Here is an 18,293-nt window from a genome sequence, read left to right on the forward strand (position 1 = left end):
ACCATGAGCACCCTCACGATCGACTCAGTCTCCAAGAGATACGGCGACAAGATCGCCCTGGACAACCTCAGCTTCGACGTCCGGCCGGGCGAGCTGTTCGGCTTCGTCGGCAGCAACGGCGCGGGCAAGACCACCACGATGCGCATCGCGCTGGGAGTTCTGTCGGCAGATTCCGGCCAGGTTCTGTTGGGCGGCAAGCCCGTCGACCTCGACGTCCGCCGCACCATCGGCTACATGCCCGAGGAGCGTGGCCTGTATCCGAAGATGAAAGTCGGTCCGCAACTTGCGTACATGGCGGAGCTGCACGGACTGTCGTCCAAGGACGCCAAGGCAGCGGTGATTCGCTGGACCGAACGTCTCGGAATCGATCAGCGCGTCAACGACACCGTCGACGCATTGAGCCTGGGTAACCAGCAGCGCGTCCAGTTGGCGGCCGCGCTGGTGCACGACCCCGCAGTGCTGGTACTGGACGAGCCGTTCTCCGGTCTCGACCCCATCGCCGTCGACGTGATGAGCGAGGTGCTGCGCGAAAAGGCCGCTGCCGGAGTGCCGGTGGTGTTCTCGAGCCACCAACTCGACCTGGTGCAGCGCCTGTGCGACCGCGTCGGCATCATCGCCGCCGGCTCGATGAAGGCCGTCGGAACCGTCGACGAGCTACGCGGTTCGGGAGATGCGCAACTGCGCGTCCATGCACCGAACGCTGCCCCCGGATGGGCGTCGGGCATCGCCGGGGTGAGCACACTCGAACAGGGTGACGGCGTCACCGTCCTCGGCCTGGCACCCGGGGCCGACGATCAGGAGATCCTGCGGGCCGCACTGGCAACCGGTCCGGTACACGAATTCTCCATCCAGAAACCTTCCCTGAGCGACCTGTTCCGAGAGGCGGTAGTGGCATGAGCTCACAACTGAATTCCTTCAGCGCGGTCTCACTGATCGCCAAGCGCGAGTTCACCGTTCAGGTGATGAAGAAGAGCTTCGTCATCAGCAACGTGATCATCCTGGCCGTCATCGTCGGCGGCATCATCGCGTTCTCGATCTTCTCCGGCAGCGGTGACGAAGAGCGTGACGTCGTCGGCATCGCCGGAGACCAGTCCATCGCGGCCGTGGTGGAAGCAACCGGCGACGCCGTCGGATCTCCGGTCGAGGTGCGCGAGGTTGCCGACGCGGCGGCCGCACGCAGCGGCGTCGAATCGGGAGATCTCGACGTGGCGTTGGTTCCGGACGGAACTGCGGGTGCGTACACCGCTGTCACCGAGTCCGATCTGACCGGCACGTTGCGCGCCGTCGTCGAAGGCAGTGTCGCAACGCAGGCCACCAATACTGCACTGGCGCAACAGGGTGTGGACCAGAACGAGCTGGCGGCAGCGACAAGTGCCGCAACGGTCACCGTCGACGCGATCGATCCGCCGGACCCCGAAGCCGGTCAGCGAACTGCGTTGGCTGCAGGCTCTGTGTTCCTGCTCTACGCACAGATCATCGGTTTCGGGATGTACGTCGCGATGGGTGTCGTCGAGGAAAAGTCCTCGCGCGTGGTCGAACTGCTGCTCTCCACCGTCCGCCCCCTGCAATTGCTGTGGGGAAAGATCCTCGGCATCGGTGCGGTCGGCATCCTGCAGCTTGCCCTGTACGGAATAGCCGGTGTGGGCGCAGGATTGGGTACGGGAACGCTGACGATCACCGGGGCAGCGGTGAGCGTGTTCGCTGGAACTCTCTTCTGGTTCGTTCTCGGTTTCGCCTTCTTCGCGGTGCTCTATGCAGCAGGCGGATCGATGGTCTCGCGGCAGGAGGACGTCAACTCGACCACCATGCCGCTGTTGATCTTGATCCTGGCGATGTTCTTCGCCGCGTCGTCTTCCCTGAGTGACCCGGAGGGCACGTTGAGCAACACACTCAGCTGGATTCCTCCGTTCTCCGCAATCATGATGCCGCTGCGCATCGCGGCTGGAGTCGCATCGCCAGTACAGATCGTCGGTTCGGCAGTCCTGATGGTGGTCACCACCGTAATCCTGGCCATGGGCGCGGCGAAGATCTACCAGCGCTCCATTCTTCGGATCGGCAAGACCGTCTCGTGGAAGGAAGCGTTTTCTCGCTAGGGTTCTTCCATGAGCCCACGGACATCCGCCGCCGAGATTCTCGACTCCGTTCTCGACGGCGGATCGTTCGTGTCCTGGGACTCCGAGCCGGTCGACGTTCACCCCAACGACTCGTATCAGCGCGACCTGGCGAAAGCTCGCGAGAAGAGCGGGGTCGACGAGTCGGTGTTGACGGGCGAGGGCACCATCGACGGCCGACGCGTGGTGATCATCGCCTGCGAGTTCGCCTTTCTCGCCGGTTCGATCGGCGTCGCGGCGGCCGAACGCATCACCTCCGCGATCGAGCGCGCCACCGCAGAGGGCCTGCCGCTCATTGCCTCCCCCACCTCCGGCGGCACTCGTATGCAGGAGGGGACGTTGGCTTTCGTGCAGATGGTCAAGATCGCCTCCGCCGTCACCGCGCACAAGGCGGCGCACCTGCCGTACCTGGTGTATCTGCGCAATCCGACGACCGGAGGCGTGTTCGCGTCCTGGGGGTCGTTGGCGCACGTCACCGTCGCCGAACCCGGCGCGCTCATCGGATTTCTCGGCCCGCGGGTCTATCAGGCGTTGTACGACAAACCATTTCCCGACGGTGTCCAGACCGCCGAGAACCTCTACCAGCACGGCGTCATCGATGGCGTGGTGCCGCTGGATCACCTGCGTCACCTACTGATTCGCGCACTTCGAGTAATTCTCGACGCCACCGTGTGGCCCGATCTCACCGGCGATGAGCCGGCCGAGATACCGGAGCAGTCTGCCTGGCATTCGGTGCAGTCGTCGCGTCGCGCAGATCGGCCAGGCATTCGACAACTCATCGAACACGCAGCCAGCGAACACGTTCCGCTCAGCGGCACCGGCCAGGGCGAGGCCGACACGTCGATTCTGTTGTCGCTGTGCCGCATTCGCGGTGTCTCATGCGTGCTGTTCGGAAACGACCGCAGCAGCAGCTCCGCCACCGCCACGATGGGTCCGGCGGCATTGCGAGAGGCGCGACGCGGCATGCGCCTCGCCGAGGAACTACGCCTACCGCTGGTGCTGGTGATCGACACCTTCGGCGCTGCACTGTCGAAGGAAGCCGAAGAAGGTGGCCTGGCACCGGAAATCGCGCGATCGATCTCCGATCTCGTCACCGTCGACACCCCGACCGTCTCGATTCTCCTCGGCCAGGGAACCGGCGGTGGAGCACTCGCGCTTCTTCCCGCCGACCGGGTGCTGTGCGCCCAGAACGCCTGGCTCGCACCACTTCCGCCGGAGGGTGCCAGTGCCATCGTGCACCGCGACATCGTGCACGCCCCGGACATGGCCGAGGCCCAAGGCATCAGGTCGGTCGACCTCCTGCGCGACGGCATCGTCGACGCCGTCGTCCCCGAACTCCCCGACGCCGCCGACGAGCCCGCCGCGTTCTCCGGCCGCATCGCCGACGCCATCGTCCGGGAACTGCATGCGCTGTCGATCGTCGATCCCGAAACCCGAACTCGGAACAGACTCGGCCGCTACCGCTCGCTGGGATGAGCGGCTTCGCCGCATGTGAGCGAGGTGCCTTCGGGTCGTTCCGCAGGCTCCACTCCCGCCTCGCCCCCTGCTACGAGTTTTCGTGCACCTGCGAGGTCACGAGCGCTACCACGTCACCTGCGCGAAGATCGGCGGGCAACTCCACCGGACTGACGCAGCGTCGACCCGGGCCGTGCACATCGACCTTGACCACCGGGCCCACCGAATGCCGATTGACCACGACGGCCTGCAGCAGATCCCCGAAGTCGGCATCGACGCCCACTTCGCCTGCGATGACCGAGCGCACCCGAGTCACCAGAATCGAGCCCCACTGCACCGGAGTGCCCTGCGCATCGGCCAGATCCTCCAGCGCAACGCCGTCGACCGTGATGCGGCCACAGACGCAGTGCGTATCTGCAGGCCAGAGCGCTGGATCGCACCGCGCAACGTATGCGGCACCGAGGGACGGAAGCATGTCGAGAAGTGTCATGAGAAGAAGTCTTGCGCCGCGCGGTGGCGTCGAACAGAGGTGTTGACGCAATCTTGACGGCACCGGCAGAAAATTTGATGGACTTCGTCTCGCGACGCCTCCCACTGTACCCGCTGGTACATTCAATCGGGTGATTGCAGACGACGTCTATCGCCGCGGCCGAGCCGGCCTGCCCTCGTGGATCACCGATTACGACGGCCGCCGCACCGAACTTCCGATCGCGCGCTGGATGGGCGGGACCCATTCGACGATCGAAGACATCAGGGCGGACGAAGCCTCGATCGCTTTCTGCACCGGCCCCACCCTCGATCTCGGCTGCGGACCAGGACGTTTGACCGAAGCGCTCACCCGAGCCGGCGTTCCCGCTCTGGGAGTCGATACGTCCTCGGTCGCTGTGGAGATCACGAATCAACGGGGCGGATTCGCCGTCGAACAGGACATCTTCTCGGCACTCCCCCGCGCCGGCCATTGGTCACACGTACTGCTCGCGGACGGCAACATCGGCATCGGTGGTGATCCCGCAGCACTACTGGCGACGGTTCGTGCGCTGCTGCACCAGAGTGGGACGGCCATCGTCGAAGTCGAGTCCACGCCCGATGTCGACGATCGGAACCGAATGGTCCGATGGGAAACCGGTGACTCGGTGGGCGAGTGGTTCACTTGGGCCAGCGTCGGCGTCAGCTCGCTGCGCGCGCTGGCGGTGACCGCGGGCCTTCGAGCCCGTCGAACCATCGAATCGAACGGACGAGTGTTCGTGGAACTCGCTGTTCACAGCATCGACCGAGGAGCCGAGCACCCGTGAGCAAGGAGCTGCCGAGAACGGCCAAGGGCAGACGAACCAGAGCTGCGATCGTCGACGCCGCAGCGTCGATGATGTACGACCACGGTGTCGCGGGAACCACTCTCGACGACGTACTCGCTGCCTCCGAGACCGGAAAGTCGCAGCTCTACCACTACTTTTCCGACAAGTCGGACCTGGTCGAGGCCGTTATCGCACGTCAGCTCGAGCGCGTCCTCGCCGCCCAGCCACGCCTGGCCCACATCGACAGCCTCGAGGACATCGACGCATGGGCCGCCGAGATCGTGCGAAATCACGAACAACCAGGTGGCCCGTTCTCGTGCCCTCTCGGTTCTCTCGCTGCAGAACTGAAGAACGACGCGGCCTTCGTTCCCACCCTGAACGCCGCGTTCCGACGCTGGGAGCAACCTCTCGAGCAGGGACTTCGTCGCATGATCGACCGAGGCGAACTCGACGTCGCGACCGATCCCGCCGCCGCGGCCGCTACCTTGATCGCCTCACTGCAAGGCGGAATGCTGATCGCTCGCATCGCGGGCGATGTGCAACCGCTGCGCGACACGCTGGACGCAGCAGTTGCCGCGTTGCGGCGGCGCGCGACCTGACATCCGACGCCGAGACCAGCCCTGGCGAAAGGACCCCGAGTGCGCTAATCTCGACCTCACAGTTTGTACTACTGGGTACAAAATTGGAGACGGGAACCAGAATGCAGCGACTTCCCACGTTCCGTAGCCCGATCCGCGGTGTCTGGTTCACGTCGGTCCTGGCGTCCGTCCTGCTCGTCGCCCTGCCGATCGTGACGATCACCGGATTCATCTCCTGGGCCGCATACGGCCCACAGTTCGGCCAGGCCATGCCAGGCGACGTCGGGTGGCTACGAATTCCGTCGTTCGACTGGCCGACCGAGCCCGCCTGGCTCTATCGGCTCACCCAGGGCCTGCATGTGGGACTCGGACTGGTCATGGTGCCGATCGTGCTGGCCAAGCTGTGGTCGGTGATCCCGAAACTGATCGAGATGCCCCCGGTTCGCAGTGTCGCGCACCTTCTCGAGCGAATCTCGTTGCTGGCGTTGGTCGGTGGCATCCTCTTCGAGATCATCACCGGCGTCCTGAACATTCAGTACGACTACATCTTCGGTTTCAGTTTCTACACCGCGCACTACTGGGGCGCCTGGGTGTTCGTCGCCGGCTTTCTCGCCCACGTGGCGCTCAAGCTTCCGACCATGGTGACGGCGTTGAGAACCCGACCGTTCCTGGAGTTGATGCGCATTCGCGTCGCCGATACGGTGCCCGATGCCGACGACGAATCCGGTCTTGCTGCAACCGATCCCGCTCCGGCGACGATCAGCAGACGCGGAGCTCTCACCCTCGTGGGCGGCAGCGCACTGTTCGTCGCGGTCCTCAGCGTTGGGCAGACGACGGGCGGACCACTGCGCTCAGCGGCGATACTGCTGCCTCGCGGACGCTCGTACGGCGACGGCCCCAACGACTTCCAGATCAACCGCACCGCGCAGTCCGCAGGCGTCACCGATGCGCAGACAGGCGATGCGTGGCGGCTGACCGTACTGGCCGGCGGTACCGAGGTAGTACTCACCCGAGCTCAACTCGAGCAGATGGACCTGCACACCGTCGAACTCCCGATCTCCTGCGTCGAGGGCTGGTCGACGGTTCAGACGTGGACCGGAGTTCCGCTCCGAGATCTGGCGGCACTCGTGGGTGTCGATGCCGTCGATACCGGTGAGGTGCGGTCGCTCGAACCCGTCGGGTCGTTCAACCGCGTCACCTTCGGAGGACACCAGATGATGCATCCGGATTCACTTCTCGCACTGAAAGTGAACGGGGCCGACCTGTCACTCGATCACGGCTACCCCGCTCGAATCATGATGCCGGCGATACCCGGAGTGCACGCCACCAAGTGGATCGAGTCCGTCGAATTCTTCGAGGAGCGAGCATGACAACGTTTCGAGCCAGGTACGGCGCAGGACCGATGCATCTCGCGGTCACGGCCTGCTGCCTCGCCCTGGCCGGCGCGGTCGTCCTGACGATCGGCTTCCCCGCCCTGTGGAACACCGATACGTGGTGGCAGTCCATCGGTCTCTGGTTCGTCGGGGCAGCGGTGGTGCACGATGCGATCCTCTTTCCGCTGTACGCCGCGCTGGACCGGACGCTGGTCAGTCGTCTGGGCAGGTTCGTCAACGCGGTGCGCATCCCCGCGCTCGGGGCGGGTTTGAGCCTGCTGCTCTTCGCACCGGGGATCTTCGCCCACGGGAGTGAGACCTACGAGGCCGCCACGGGTCAGACACAGGAGCCGTACGCGATGCGATGGCTGCTGTTGGTAGCGGGGATGTTCGCGGCCAGCGCAGCGTTCTACGGCGGCCGCGAAATGCTCAGACAGAGGCGTTGACGCAATCTTGACGTGCACCGGGCACGGTTGCACGCAACGACCGCCGGTCGACGGGATCCCGCCGGTCGTCGCCGGTAGTGCGCAACCCGGCCCGCACCACGCAGCCCCGAACTACGCTCCACAACATGAGTGGCGAGTATCGGCAGGCGTTCGACGACAGCATCGACAACCGCGAGCAATTCTGGCTCGACGCCGCGGCGGGAGTCGACTGGGACACCCCTCCCACCACTGCGTTCGACGGCTCGCACTGGTTTCCCGGAGCCCGCCTGAACACCTGCTTCAACGCGCTCGATCGGCACGTCGACGCGGGGCACGGCGACCGGACCGCGTTGATCTACGACTCGGCGATGCTCGGACTCACCCGCAGCTACACCTACGCCGAACTACTCGATCAGGTTGCCCGTTTCGCGGGAGTGCTCAGCAGCAACGGCGTCTCCCGAGGCGACCGCGTGGTGATCTATCTGCCGATGATTCCCGAGGCAGTTGTCGCCATGCTCGCGTGCGCCAGGCTCGGCGCAGTGCACTCGGTGGTGTTCGGCGGCTTCGCAGCCAACGAGCTGGCAGCGAGAATCGACGACGCAGAGCCGGTCCTGCTGATCACCGCCAACGGCGGGTTCGAGCCGGGCCGCGTCATCGAATACCTCCCGCTGGTGCAACGCGCCCTGACTCTCACGACCGCGGCCGTCCCCGCGGTGATCGTCAAGGCCCGCGACGGTATCCCCGGCGGCCACGATTGGCTGGACTGGGACACCCTCATCGCCGACGCCACCGCCGCCCAACCGGTTTCGGTGCAGGCGACGGATCCGCTGTACATCCTCTACACCTCGGGCACGACCGGAAAGCCCAAGGGTGTGGTGCGCGACAACGGCGGTCATGCCGTCGCGTTGACGTGGTCGATGCGCAACATCTACGACGTGGGTGCCGGTCAGGTGATGTGGACGGCGTCCGACGTCGGCTGGGTCGTCGGGCACTCGTACATCGTCTATGGACCGCTGTTCGCCGGTGCCACAACGGTTCTCTACGAGGGCAAGCCCGTCGGCACTCCCGATGCGGGCGCGTTCTGGCGGGTGATCCAGGATCACGGCGTCCGTGCGTTGTTCACCGCGCCGACGGCACTACGAGCCATTCGCAAGGTGGACCCGCACGCCGCCGAGCTCGAGAAGTACGACATCTCGTCGCTCGAGGCGCTGTTCGTCGCCGGTGAACGCCTCGATCCCGATACGTACGAGTGGATTTCGCGAACCCTGGACCGCCCCGTGGTCGACCACTGGTGGCAGACCGAAACCGGCTGGGCGATCTGCGCCAATCTTCGCGGACTCGAACCACTTCCGATCAAGTCGGGCTCACCGACGGTGCCGGTGCCGGGATTCCAGGTCGGTATCCTCGACGCGACCGGAGCACCGGTGGACGCAGGCACCGAGGGCAACATCGTCGTGAAGCTGCCGTTGCCACCGGGCGCTCTGGTGGGGCTGTGGAACGACGAATCACGTTTTCAGCGTTCGTATCTGGACACGTTCCCGGGGTACTACCTCACCGGCGATTCCGGGTACATCGACGCCGACGGGTACGTCTACGTGCTCGGCCGCAGCGACGACGTCATCAACGTGGCCGGACACCGCCTGTCCACCGGATCGATGGAGGCGGTACTGGCCGGTCACCCGGCGGTTGCCGAGTGCGCCGTCATCGGTATCCACGACGACCTCAAGGGCCAGCGCCCCAGCGGCTACGTGGTGCTCAAGGCCGGGGAGACCATCACCGAGGATCAACTGCGTACCGAACTGGTGGCCATGGTGCGCGATCAGATCGGCGCACTCGCGACCTTCCGCGACGTGACGATCGTCGGCGCACTGCCGAAGACCCGCTCCGGCAAGATCCTGCGGAAGACGATGCGGCAGATCGTCGCCGGTGAGGAGTACGGCGTGCCGTCGACCATCGAGGATCCGGCAGTACTCGATGCGTTGGAGAAGTTGCTCGGCAGATAGGCGGCGGGAATACGAGCAACCATGGCCGAAACCCGCGCGCCACAGGGATGTCCCGCGCGATAGCGTCGTGCTCATGACAGATCTCGACACCCGCCCTGCCGTCGACTGGCTCGCCCTCGGTGCGGTCACCATCACGGTGGTCTCGTGGGCCTCGGCATTCGTGGCGATTCGCGGCGTCGGCGAATCCTTCGGGGCAGGCCCGCTCGCATTGGGGCGATTGCTCATCGGATCGTTCGCGCTCGGCGCGATAGTTCTGGTCAGAAAACAGTGGGTCAAGCCCAACCGCACGCAGTGGCTGCAGATCGTCAGTATCGGTGTCTTCTGGTTCGGCATCTACAACGTCGCCCTCAATGCCGCCGAGCAACGCGTCGACGCCGGAACGACGTCGATGATCATTCAGATCGGTCCGATTCTGGTTGCCCTGTTCGCAGGTCTGCTTCTGGGCGAGGGCTTTCCGAGGTGGCTGGTGATCGGTGCGGGCATCGCGTTCGCAGGCGCAGTCATGGTCGGTGTCGTCACGGCGGTGACCACCACGTCCACCACCAAGACGGACGCCGACTTCCTCGGCATCGCGCTGTGTCTGGTGTCCGCGGTGACCTATGCCATCGGAGTGCTCAGCCAGAAGCCGGTGCTGCGCACCGTCCCCGGACTTCAGGTCACGTGGATGGCATGCACCATCGGTATGGTCTGCACGCTGCCGTTCGCACCGGCTCTGCTCGACGACCTCGGGTCCGCGTCGGCCGGTGCCACCGGCGGCTTGATCTACCTCGGACTCGTCCCGACTGCACTCGCGTTCAGCACCTGGGCCTACGCGTTGACGCGAATGAACGCAGGCAAGCTCGGTATCACCACGTACGCGGTCCCGCCGATCACGATCGTTCTGGCCTGGCTGCTGCTGGGCGAGGTTCCGCATGTCCTCGCCGTGGTCGGCGGAGTGATCTGCCTGGTGGGAGTCGGGTTGTCCCGCAGAAGATAGGGGTCACGGCGGTGAGGTGTTACAGCGCCTTGAAGCGTGCGATCGCCACTTCCCGCTCGTGCTTGTGGTCGACAATCGGATCCACGTATTCCTTGGGTCGGCCGAACTTCAACGTGTGCACGGCTTTTCCTTCTTCACCGCGCAACTCCGGCACCCAGCGTCGTACGTATTCGCCGGTGGGATCGAACTTCTCGCCCTGGGTGATGGGATTGAACACTCGGAAGTACGGCGAGGCGTCGGTACCGGTTCCTGCCGTCCACTGCCAGCCGTGCTGATTGCTGGCCAGATCTCCGTCGACGAGATGCTGCATGAAGTACCGGGCTCCCCGCCACCACGGCAGGTGCAGATCCTTGACCAGGAACGACGCGACGATCATGCGAACTCGATTGTGCATCCACTTCTCCGAGTTCAACTGCCGCATACCGGCATCGACGATCGGGAAGCCGGTCTCGCCCTTGCACCAGGCCTCGAACAGCTCGTCGGCGTGCTTGCCCGAGTCCAGTTCGATCGCATCGAACTTCTTGACGTAGTTCTCACGCGCACTGTCGGGACGCTGAAAGAGGATGTCGCCGTAGAAGTCTCGCCAGCAGATCTGTCGACGATACGACGCCGCGCCCTCGTTGCGGAGCTTGCCCAGGTCGGCGAGCATCGTTCGCGGGTGAATGGTTCCGTACTTCAAGTGCACCGACATCCGACTCGTCGAGTCGAGATCGGGACGGTTGCGCTCGTCGTCGTACGCCGAGACCTCGTGGAGAAATTCCTTCCACTGCTTCGAAGCCGCTGCCTCACCGGCTGCCGCATCGGAGGCCTCCTTCTCGGAGGGAATCTTCACGCGTCGAACACCTTTGACCTCGTCCGGGTCGATCCACTCGGCGGAGTCGGCCGAGGTGTCCGCCGGACCGCGCCAACCGTGGTCCATCCACTGCCGTGAGTACGGCGTGAACACCTTGTACGGCTCCCCGTCGTTCTTGAGGATCCGCCCGGGGGCAACTGCATACGGAGACCCGGTCTCGACCAGGGTCACCTTCTCGCCGACCCGTGCGTCGCGCTCGCGCCCATAGGGGCCGTAATCGGCACTGATGTGCACGTCCTCGCTGCCGATCGCCTTCGCCACCTTCGGGACCACCGTCTCGGGGTCACCGTGCACCACCATCAGCCGACCCCCGAGTTGCTCGTCGAGTGCTTCGAGCGAGCGGAACAGGAAATCCTTGCGCGGCCCGCCGGAGGGCTTCAGCAGACGATCGTCGAGCACGAAGAGTCCGAGCACCGGATCTCCCGACTCGGCAGCGGCGGTGAGGGTGGGCAGATCCCCCAGACGGAGATCACGGCGAAACCAGACGATCGACATGCTGTCAGTCTTACCCACCCCCGCCCCGAGCAATCCCTCCCTCGCTCGTTCGATTCTCAGAGAACCGCCAACGACGACTCACCATGGCCGCAACATGGGGCTCTACCTTGGGAAACACAGAAGAGAAAAGGAGAACACCATGACGAACACACGCCCCTTCCCCGGCGCTCTTTCCCTGGTGGACAGCACCTGCACCTTCGAGAAGTACTACGAGCAGCTCTACGCCAAGGCACCCGCGCTGGCGTGGTCACTCGATGCCGACACCGGCCGCCGCAGTGCCCTCGAGGACTTCTTCGCCAAGACACCCGAGGAACGCCGCACCACCGTCGACAGCTGGGTTGCATAGCATTGGCCCGGTGACCGAATCGCCGAGCACCCCCGCCACCGTTCTCGTCGTCGACGACGACGCAGACGTGTTGTCGTCGCTGCAACGCGGACTGCGCCTGTCCGGGTTCACCGTCATCACCGCCTCGGACGGCGCGGAGGCGCTCGGCGTGGTGTCGCGCTCCACCCCCGACGCCATCGTGCTCGACATCAACATGCCGGTGCTCGACGGTGCCAGCGTGGTGACCGCGCTGCGTGCCATGGGAAACGACATTCCCATCTGCGTGCTCAGCGCTCGCAGCTCGGTGGACGATCGGATCGCCGGACTCGAATCCGGTGCCGACGACTACCTCACCAAGCCGTTCGTGTTGGCCGAACTCGTCGCTCGGATCCGGGCCATGCTGCGTCGCCGCGGCACCGGTCCGGTTGTGCCGGTGGCCGATTCGGGTGCACCGAACTCGGCCGTCGCCGTCGGAACCCTGGTGGTCGACATCCCCGGCTATCGTGTCCACCGCGGCGGAGCCGACATCGACCTGACCAAGCGAGAGTTCGAGTTGCTGGCCATCCTGGCCCGCAACAAGGGCGTCGTTCTCACGCGAGAACGACTGCTCGAACTGGTCTGGGGCTACGACTTCGTCGCCGACACCAATGTCGTCGACGTGTTCGTCGGATATCTGCGACGCAAACTCGAGGCAGACGGCTCGCCGCGAATCCTGCACACGGTCCGCGGAGTCGGCTTCGTCGTCCGGGACACCGCATGAGCTTCTCGCTGCGCGCCCGCGTGGCCGCCGCCACGACCCTCGGCGCCACCCTCGTGGTCGCGGCCCTCTCCGTGGTCACCTCGGTCGCCATCTCACGCAACAACGTCAATCAACTCGACGAGCGACTGACGACGGCATCTCAGGTGCTGGTGCCGACCTCGACGACGCTGGAAGCCTTCCTCGATCAGCTCTCCGGAGCGTTCGCCGTCACCATCCGAAGTGGCGACATCGTCGTCGCGTCCACACCGACGCGGCTACCCGCGCTCGATACCGGGTCGCAGACCGTGGACGTCGACGGGCAACGCTTCCGGGTCTACACCGCCGTATCGACCGCGGTCTCGTCCATCTCGATTTCCATCGGCGTGCCGGCCATCGAAGCGCAACAGGTCACCGACGAGCAACAGAAGCAGGTGCTCCTGCTTGGACTCGCCGCGATCGCGGTGTCCACCGGCCTGGGCTGGCTCTTCGGTGGCAGGGCCGTCAGACCGTTGGTGACGTTGACCCGGCAGGTCAGCGCCCAACCACCGACCGCGCCCGAAACCCGCACCGGTGTCACCGAAGCCGATGCGCTCGCCGTTGCGATCGGCGGCATGCTGACCAGACTGAACGAGGCACAGGACCGCACCAATGCCGCGCTCGACACCGCACGCGACTTCGCGGCCGTCTCCGCACACGAGCTTCGGACCCCACTGACTGCGATGCGCACCGACATCGAGGTGCTCAGAACCCTCGACCTCGAGCCGGCGCAGCAGCAGGAGATCCTGGGCGATCTCGAGCGCACGCAGGGCCGAGTGGAGACGACGCTGACCGCCCTGGAACGACTGGCATCGGGCGAATTGTCCAGTGAGGGCGACAGAGTCGAGACCGACATCATCGACATCTGCGACGTCGCAGCCCAGGACGCGCAGCGGCTGCATCCCGGACTCGACATACGCGTCGAATACGCGGCCGACTCCGAGATCACCATGCGCGCTCTGCCGACCGGCCTTCGACTGGCCGTCGACAACGTGATCGGCAACGCCGTTCGGCACGGCAACGCGACGTCGATCGTCATCACCGCCGAACGCGAGGGCGCGACAGTACGTGTCCTGATCGACGACAACGGATCCGGCGTTCCCCTCGACGAACGAGAGACGGTGTTCGGCCGGTTCGAGCGTGGCACCCGAGCAGCCAAGGGCGGCTCGGGACTCGGCCTCGCCCTGGTGGCGCAGCAAGCCCAATTGCACGGTGGGCGGGCCTGGTTCACCGACAGTCCGCTGGGCGGTGCCCGGTTGGTGCTGGAGCTGCAGGACAGCTGACGTACGGCAGTCTTTACGCGGGAGAAACCTACGGGGCCATCCGAGCCGAGGATCATGTACCCATGCACACGTCGTCGGACTTCTTCGTCCCCACCATCGACATCTCCCCGTACGTTCTGGGTGATCCCACCGCGACGGCCGATGGAACCGCCCGCCGCAGCGTCGCCGAGGACGTCGATTACGCCTGCAGCACAGTCGGTTTCATGCAGATTCTCGGACACGGCATTCCTGAGGACACCGTGGCCGGACTCGCGTCGGCGATGGATTCGTTCTTCGGACTCGACTCGGCGACGAAGCGGGCCTACATCTGCCCGCCCGAACGCAATCGGGGCTACACCGCTCCGAAGAGCGAATCGCTCAGCCTGAGTCTGGGAGTCGAATCGGCGTCGGGCATGAACGATTACTTCGAGGCCTTCAACGTCGGCACCGGCGAACCGAACACCTGGCCCGACACTGCGGGGTTCCAGCGCGCCGTTGACGAGTATTTCGCGGAGGCAGCACGCGTGGCCCGGACGCTGACCACGGTATTCGCCGACGCACTCGGCGTCTCACCGAATACGTTCTCCGACATCACCGATCGATCGCTGGACACCCTGCGGATGAACAACTACGCGCTCGAACCCGGAATGCAGGTGCCGGACGCCGAACTCACCGGCATGAGTGAACACACCGACTACGGATTGGTGACGGTGCTGTGGGCCGATCGAGTGCCCGGTCTTCAGGTTCTCGGGACCGATCGACGGTGGCACGACGTGCAACCCGCGGACGGAGCGATGTTGGTGAACCTGGGAGATCTGACAGCCAGACTGACCAACGATCGCTGGATGTCGACGCTGCATCGGGTGCGTCCGCCGATCACCGACGCGACGATCCAGCGCAGGCGTTCTGCCGCGTTCTTCCACGACGGCAACCTCGACGCGGTGATCGCGCCACTGCCGTCGTGCATCGAGTCAGGCGACGTGGCCCGATACGAACCGGTGACGGTAGCCGAGCACATTCACGCCAAGCTTGCGGGTTCCCGAGGGGGAACTGCCAACTCCTCGGCCACCCGCGAAGCCGAGCGGGTACGCAATGCCGTTGCCGGACCTGCAGTTATTTGACGTCGAGCAGGTCGATGACGAACACGAGCGTCTTGCCGGACAGGCGATGGCCCGCGCCTGCGGGGCCGTAGGCGAGCTCCGGCGGAATGGTGAGCTGACGGCGTCCGCCGACCTTCATTCCGGGAATGCCGTCCTGCCAACCCTGGATCAGCCCGCGCAACGGGAACTGAATGGATTCGCCGCGGTTCCAGGACGAGTCGAACTCCTCGCCCGAATCGAACTCGACTCCGACGTAGTGCACCTCGACGGTGCCGCCTGCAACTGCCTCTGCGCCGTCACCCTCGACGAGGTCGACCGTCACCAAGTCCAAGGGTGCCGGTCCGGCCTGAAATTCGATCACTGGCTTCGTCACTGAAGTCTCCTGCGGTTGATGCCGGCCCGCCGACGCCGGCTGTGAAGCTCTGGGCATATTCCGCTTCGACTTTACGTCGTGACGGTCAACCGATCGGAGCTGGCATCAAATTCGTCTTGTATTCGCAGGTCAACGTGTTGTCGTTTGCAGGGTCGGTCATCTCCACTTTCCAGGCGTCGGAGAACTGATTCACCCCGTGGTGCATCGAGATGGTGCCCGAGATCAATACCGTTCCACGCGAGAACAGTCCACGTTCGGTGAGCACGTCCAGCCAGTACTGCGGAGCGAGAAGATCACCGAGCGTTCCCGACTGGATGAGCACTCCGTCGGCCCACGCGGTCAGGGTGATCTCGTCCAGTCGGTCGGCCACCTCGCTCAACCGCCACGCACCGGTGCCGAGCACGTCGGGAGCCGCGTTCTTGCTCCACGCGACGCTGTGAACTTCCAGGTCACGGTCGGTATGGTCGCAGGCAACCGTGAGCAGCACGTCGTCGATCGTGTCGCCCAAGATCACCAGAGCCCATTCCGCCTCACCCGAGGTACGACCGTGTTGCACGGCGACGGCATCGGTCTGCTGGGCCAGATACGGCGAGATGGGATACAGCGCCGGGGTCACCGTCGGAGCCGGTACGCCCAGTTCGGCCAGCTCGGCGATGTGCGACGCCACCTCTTCCTGGTTGCGACCGGCATAGCCCGCATTGAGCAGCGCGGTCACTTCTACCGACTCGGTCGTGCCGTCGGGCAACGTGAATGTGAGCATCAGTAAGGACCCTCTCCTCGTAAATTTTCTGTTTCCGATACGCCGAAAGCCTTGCGCATACGTCTTGTATACAGCAAGTATGGAGCACGTACAACGGATAGAGTGATCCCAGGCACACGAAGGAGTCGTCATGACCGAACCAGTTTCGGTGGATAGAAAGGGCCTGGCCAAGGCCTTTGCCGCCAGCCTGACCGGAACGGCATTGGAGTGGTACGACTTCGCCGTCTACTCGGCCGCCGCAGCGCTGGTGTTCCCGCTGGTCTTCTTCCCGGACAGCGACCCACTGACCGGAACATTGCTGGCCTTCTCGACCTACGCCGTCGGGTACATCGCCCGTCCGGTCGGTGGATTCGTCTTCGGGCGACTCGGCGACGTCATCGGCCGAAAACAGCTGCTCGTCATCACCCTGATGCTCATCGGCGTCACGACGTTCGCCATCGGATTGATCCCCGGCTACGACACCATCGGCATTGCCGCCCCGATCATTCTCGTCACCATGCGGTTCTGCCAGGGCGTGGCCGTCGGCGGCGAGTGGGGCGGAGCCGTTCTGCTCTCCAGTGAATACGGTGATCCCCGTAAGCGCGGCTTCTGGTCCTCCGCAGCGCAGATCGGACCACCGGCGGGCAACCTGCTCGCCAACGGCGCACTCGCAATCCTGACGCTGTCGTTGACCGACCAGCAGTTCGAGTCCTGGGGATGGCGTGTTGCATTCCTCTTCTCGGCCGTACTCGTCGGATTCGGTCTGTGGATTCGACTGAAGCTCGAGGACACCCCGGTGTTCAAAGCACTTCAGGAAAGCGGCGATCGCTCCGAAGCTCCGATCAGCGAAGTGTTCAAGACCGAACTGCGACCACTGGTGGCAGGCATCATGTCTCGTGTCGCACCCGACGTCATCTACGCACTGTTCACGGTCTTCTCCATCACCTACGGAACCCAGAAGCTGGGCTTCGAGCGCAGCGAAGTGCTCACGGCCATTCTGATCGGATCGGCGTGCCAGCTCGGCCTGATCCCGCTGGCCGGAGCCGTCTCCGACCGCATCAACCGGCGTCTGGTGTACGGCGTCGCAGCCGTGGGCGGCGTTGCCTGGAGCGCGATCTTCTTCCTCGTCATCGGCGGCGGATCTCTGCCACTGCTGATCCTCGGAGTCGTTGTGGGCCTGGCGTTCCACTCGTTCATGTACGGGCCACAGGCAGCGTTCGTCACCGAGCAGTTCAGCGTGCGACTGCGCTCCACCGGCAGCTCGTTGGCGTACACGATCGCCGGTGTGTTCGGCGGGGCGATGGCACCGCTGATCTTCGTGTACCTGCTCGACAAGACCGACAGTTGGGTACCGATCGCCGGATACATCGTGATCGTCGGCGCGGTGACGCTCGTCGGCCTGGCGCTGGGACGCAATCCCGACCCCACCGAGGACGAGCACTACGTGCTACTGAATCAGGAACACGAAAAGGCTACGCGCGCAGCAGAGTCTGAAGTGTGACCTCGAGGTGAGCGTCGATCTTCTCGTGCACCAGGCCCTCGTCGCCGACACTCAGTGCGTCGATGATGGCCTGGTGCTCGGCGCACACCCGATGCTGACGGTTGGCTGCGGTGAACAGGGCACTCAGACCCACCCGCAGCTGCCGAGCGCGCAGCCCGGCGTACGTGCGGGAGAGAAGATCGCTCCCCGCCGAATCGATCAAACTCTGATGGAACGTGCCGTCCCAGTCGATGAACTCCTTCGGCGCATCCGCACTGTCGGAGTTCATCAGCAATTCCTGCTGCACGAGCGCATGCTGCATCGCCGCGATCGGAGCGTCCCCGGCGCGCAGAGCACGGGTGGCCGCGTGCCGTTCGAGGACGCCGCGCAGATCCATCAGTTCGGCGATCTGCCGTCCGGACATCGCAGGCACGTGCGCACCGCGCTTGGGGACCATCTCGACCAGGCCCTCGGACTGCAACATCAGCAGAGCCTCACGCACCGGCGTGCGCGACACTCCGATTCGAGTCGCGAGTTCTTGTTCGTTCAGAAATGTGCCGGTGGCGGCCGGTGACGACAGCACCTGATCGCGTACGAACAGATACGCCTTCTCCCTCCCCGACAGCGGCTGCATACGATATGTATACCTGTCTTCACCCGACGAAACCAGGAGTCACA

General features: G+C 64.8%; 19 protein-coding genes. 14 read left to right on the plus strand and 5 right to left on the minus strand.

The genetic code is table 11. The features are described from left to right. The first annotated feature begins 3 nt into the window (after nucleotides 1-3). Genes CH295_RS03445 through CH295_RS03455 form a run of 3 tightly spaced genes read left to right on the plus strand, consistent with a single transcriptional unit; the run spans nucleotide 4 to nucleotide 3,587 of the window. Nucleotides 4-897 (plus strand): ABC transporter ATP-binding protein, encoded by an 894-nt coding sequence (locus CH295_RS03445; protein ID WP_094739792.1) that lies wholly within the window; start codon nucleotides 4-6, stop codon nucleotides 895-897. Further along, nucleotides 894-2,093, plus strand: a complete 1,200-nt coding sequence (locus CH295_RS03450) for an ABC transporter permease (RefSeq protein WP_094739793.1) — start codon at nucleotides 894-896, stop codon at nucleotides 2,091-2,093. The genes CH295_RS03445 and CH295_RS03450 overlap by 4 nt, the downstream gene beginning before the upstream one ends. A 9-nt stretch (nucleotides 2,094-2,102) precedes the next feature. After that, a complete protein-coding gene (locus CH295_RS03455) occupies nucleotides 2,103-3,587 on the plus strand; it encodes a carboxyl transferase domain-containing protein (RefSeq protein WP_094739794.1) in 1,485 nt (494 codons plus the stop codon). 70 nt (nucleotides 3,588-3,657) lie between these two features. Here the strand turns inward: CH295_RS03455 and CH295_RS28070 are convergent, their stop codons facing one another. Then, the gene (locus CH295_RS28070) at nucleotides 3,658-4,056 is read right to left on the minus strand and encodes a hypothetical protein (RefSeq protein WP_179274594.1); all 399 of its coding nucleotides are present in this window, start codon (nucleotides 4,054-4,056) and stop codon (nucleotides 3,658-3,660) included. A gap of 130 nt (nucleotides 4,057-4,186) precedes the next feature. On the opposite strand from CH295_RS28070, the gene CH295_RS03465 reads away from it, so the two are divergent. From CH295_RS03465 to CH295_RS03490, 6 genes are all read left to right on the plus strand, one after another. Continuing rightward, complete coding sequence (locus CH295_RS03465; RefSeq protein ID WP_252341889.1) at nucleotides 4,187-4,858, plus strand: methyltransferase domain-containing protein; 672 nt, start codon at nucleotides 4,187-4,189, stop codon at nucleotides 4,856-4,858. Next, the gene (locus tag CH295_RS03470) at nucleotides 4,855-5,457 is read left to right on the plus strand and encodes a TetR/AcrR family transcriptional regulator (RefSeq protein ID WP_256986294.1); all 603 of its coding nucleotides are present in this window, start codon (nucleotides 4,855-4,857) and stop codon (nucleotides 5,455-5,457) included. Before CH295_RS03465 ends, CH295_RS03470 begins: the two co-directional genes overlap by 4 nt. A 101-nt stretch (nucleotides 5,458-5,558) precedes the next feature. Continuing rightward, nucleotides 5,559-6,806: a molybdopterin-dependent oxidoreductase gene (locus CH295_RS03475; RefSeq protein ID WP_094633207.1), complete on the plus strand. Its 1,248-nt coding sequence runs from the start codon at nucleotides 5,559-5,561 to the stop codon at nucleotides 6,804-6,806. Beyond that, nucleotides 6,803-7,255 (plus strand): hypothetical protein, encoded by a 453-nt coding sequence (locus CH295_RS03480; RefSeq protein WP_094633061.1) that lies wholly within the window; start codon nucleotides 6,803-6,805, stop codon nucleotides 7,253-7,255. Before CH295_RS03475 ends, CH295_RS03480 begins: the two co-directional genes overlap by 4 nt. A 125-nt stretch (nucleotides 7,256-7,380) precedes the next feature. Further along, entirely contained in the window at nucleotides 7,381-9,237 is a 1,857-nt protein-coding gene (locus tag CH295_RS03485) for a propionyl-CoA synthetase (protein WP_094739814.1), read from the plus strand. A gap of 73 nt (nucleotides 9,238-9,310) precedes the next feature. Continuing rightward, nucleotides 9,311-10,213, plus strand: a complete 903-nt coding sequence (locus tag CH295_RS03490; protein ID WP_094739795.1) for a DMT family transporter — start codon at nucleotides 9,311-9,313, stop codon at nucleotides 10,211-10,213. A gap of 19 nt (nucleotides 10,214-10,232) precedes the next feature. Here CH295_RS03490 and CH295_RS03495 read toward each other — a convergent pair whose 3' ends face one another. Continuing rightward, entirely contained in the window at nucleotides 10,233-11,561 is a 1,329-nt protein-coding gene (locus CH295_RS03495) for a cryptochrome/photolyase family protein (RefSeq protein ID WP_094633206.1), read from the minus strand. Between the two features lie 139 nt (nucleotides 11,562-11,700). Between CH295_RS03495 and CH295_RS03500 the strand changes: the two genes are divergently transcribed. The 4 genes from CH295_RS03500 (at nucleotide 11,701) to CH295_RS03515 (ending at nucleotide 15,044) form a co-directional block, all read left to right on the plus strand. Then, nucleotides 11,701-11,907: a hypothetical protein gene (locus CH295_RS03500; protein ID WP_037191758.1), complete on the plus strand. Its 207-nt coding sequence runs from the start codon at nucleotides 11,701-11,703 to the stop codon at nucleotides 11,905-11,907. Between the two features lie 10 nt (nucleotides 11,908-11,917). Continuing rightward, a complete protein-coding gene (locus CH295_RS03505; protein ID WP_037191756.1) occupies nucleotides 11,918-12,646 on the plus strand; it encodes a response regulator transcription factor in 729 nt (242 codons plus the stop codon). After that, the gene (locus CH295_RS03510; protein ID WP_170945727.1) at nucleotides 12,643-13,944 is read left to right on the plus strand and encodes a sensor histidine kinase; all 1,302 of its coding nucleotides are present in this window, start codon (nucleotides 12,643-12,645) and stop codon (nucleotides 13,942-13,944) included. The genes CH295_RS03505 and CH295_RS03510 overlap by 4 nt, the downstream gene beginning before the upstream one ends. A 62-nt stretch (nucleotides 13,945-14,006) precedes the next feature. Further along, the gene (locus CH295_RS03515; RefSeq protein ID WP_037191754.1) at nucleotides 14,007-15,044 is read left to right on the plus strand and encodes an isopenicillin N synthase family dioxygenase; all 1,038 of its coding nucleotides are present in this window, start codon (nucleotides 14,007-14,009) and stop codon (nucleotides 15,042-15,044) included. On the opposite strand, the gene CH295_RS03520 is transcribed toward CH295_RS03515, so the two are convergent. After that, nucleotides 15,037-15,396 (minus strand): FKBP-type peptidyl-prolyl cis-trans isomerase, encoded by a 360-nt coding sequence (locus CH295_RS03520; RefSeq protein ID WP_032377394.1) that lies wholly within the window; start codon nucleotides 15,394-15,396, stop codon nucleotides 15,037-15,039. The genes CH295_RS03515 and CH295_RS03520 overlap by 8 nt on opposite strands. A gap of 85 nt (nucleotides 15,397-15,481) precedes the next feature. Further along, the gene (locus CH295_RS03525) at nucleotides 15,482-16,156 is read right to left on the minus strand and encodes a DUF2848 domain-containing protein (RefSeq protein WP_037191752.1); all 675 of its coding nucleotides are present in this window, start codon (nucleotides 16,154-16,156) and stop codon (nucleotides 15,482-15,484) included. 130 nt (nucleotides 16,157-16,286) lie between these two features. Between CH295_RS03525 and CH295_RS03530 the strand changes: the two genes are divergently transcribed. Beyond that, complete coding sequence (locus CH295_RS03530) at nucleotides 16,287-17,636, plus strand: MFS transporter (RefSeq protein ID WP_037191749.1); 1,350 nt, start codon at nucleotides 16,287-16,289, stop codon at nucleotides 17,634-17,636. Here CH295_RS03530 and CH295_RS03535 read toward each other — a convergent pair. Continuing rightward, nucleotides 17,608-18,249, minus strand: a complete 642-nt coding sequence (locus CH295_RS03535) for a GntR family transcriptional regulator (protein ID WP_094633056.1) — start codon at nucleotides 18,247-18,249, stop codon at nucleotides 17,608-17,610. The two genes, CH295_RS03530 and CH295_RS03535, sit on opposite strands and share 29 nt — an antisense overlap. Between the last annotated feature and the right edge of the window lie 44 nt (nucleotides 18,250-18,293).

It is taken from the genome of Rhodococcus sp. 14-2483-1-2, assembly GCF_002259405.1.
GTDB lineage: Bacteria > Actinomycetota > Actinomycetes > Mycobacteriales > Mycobacteriaceae > Rhodococcoides.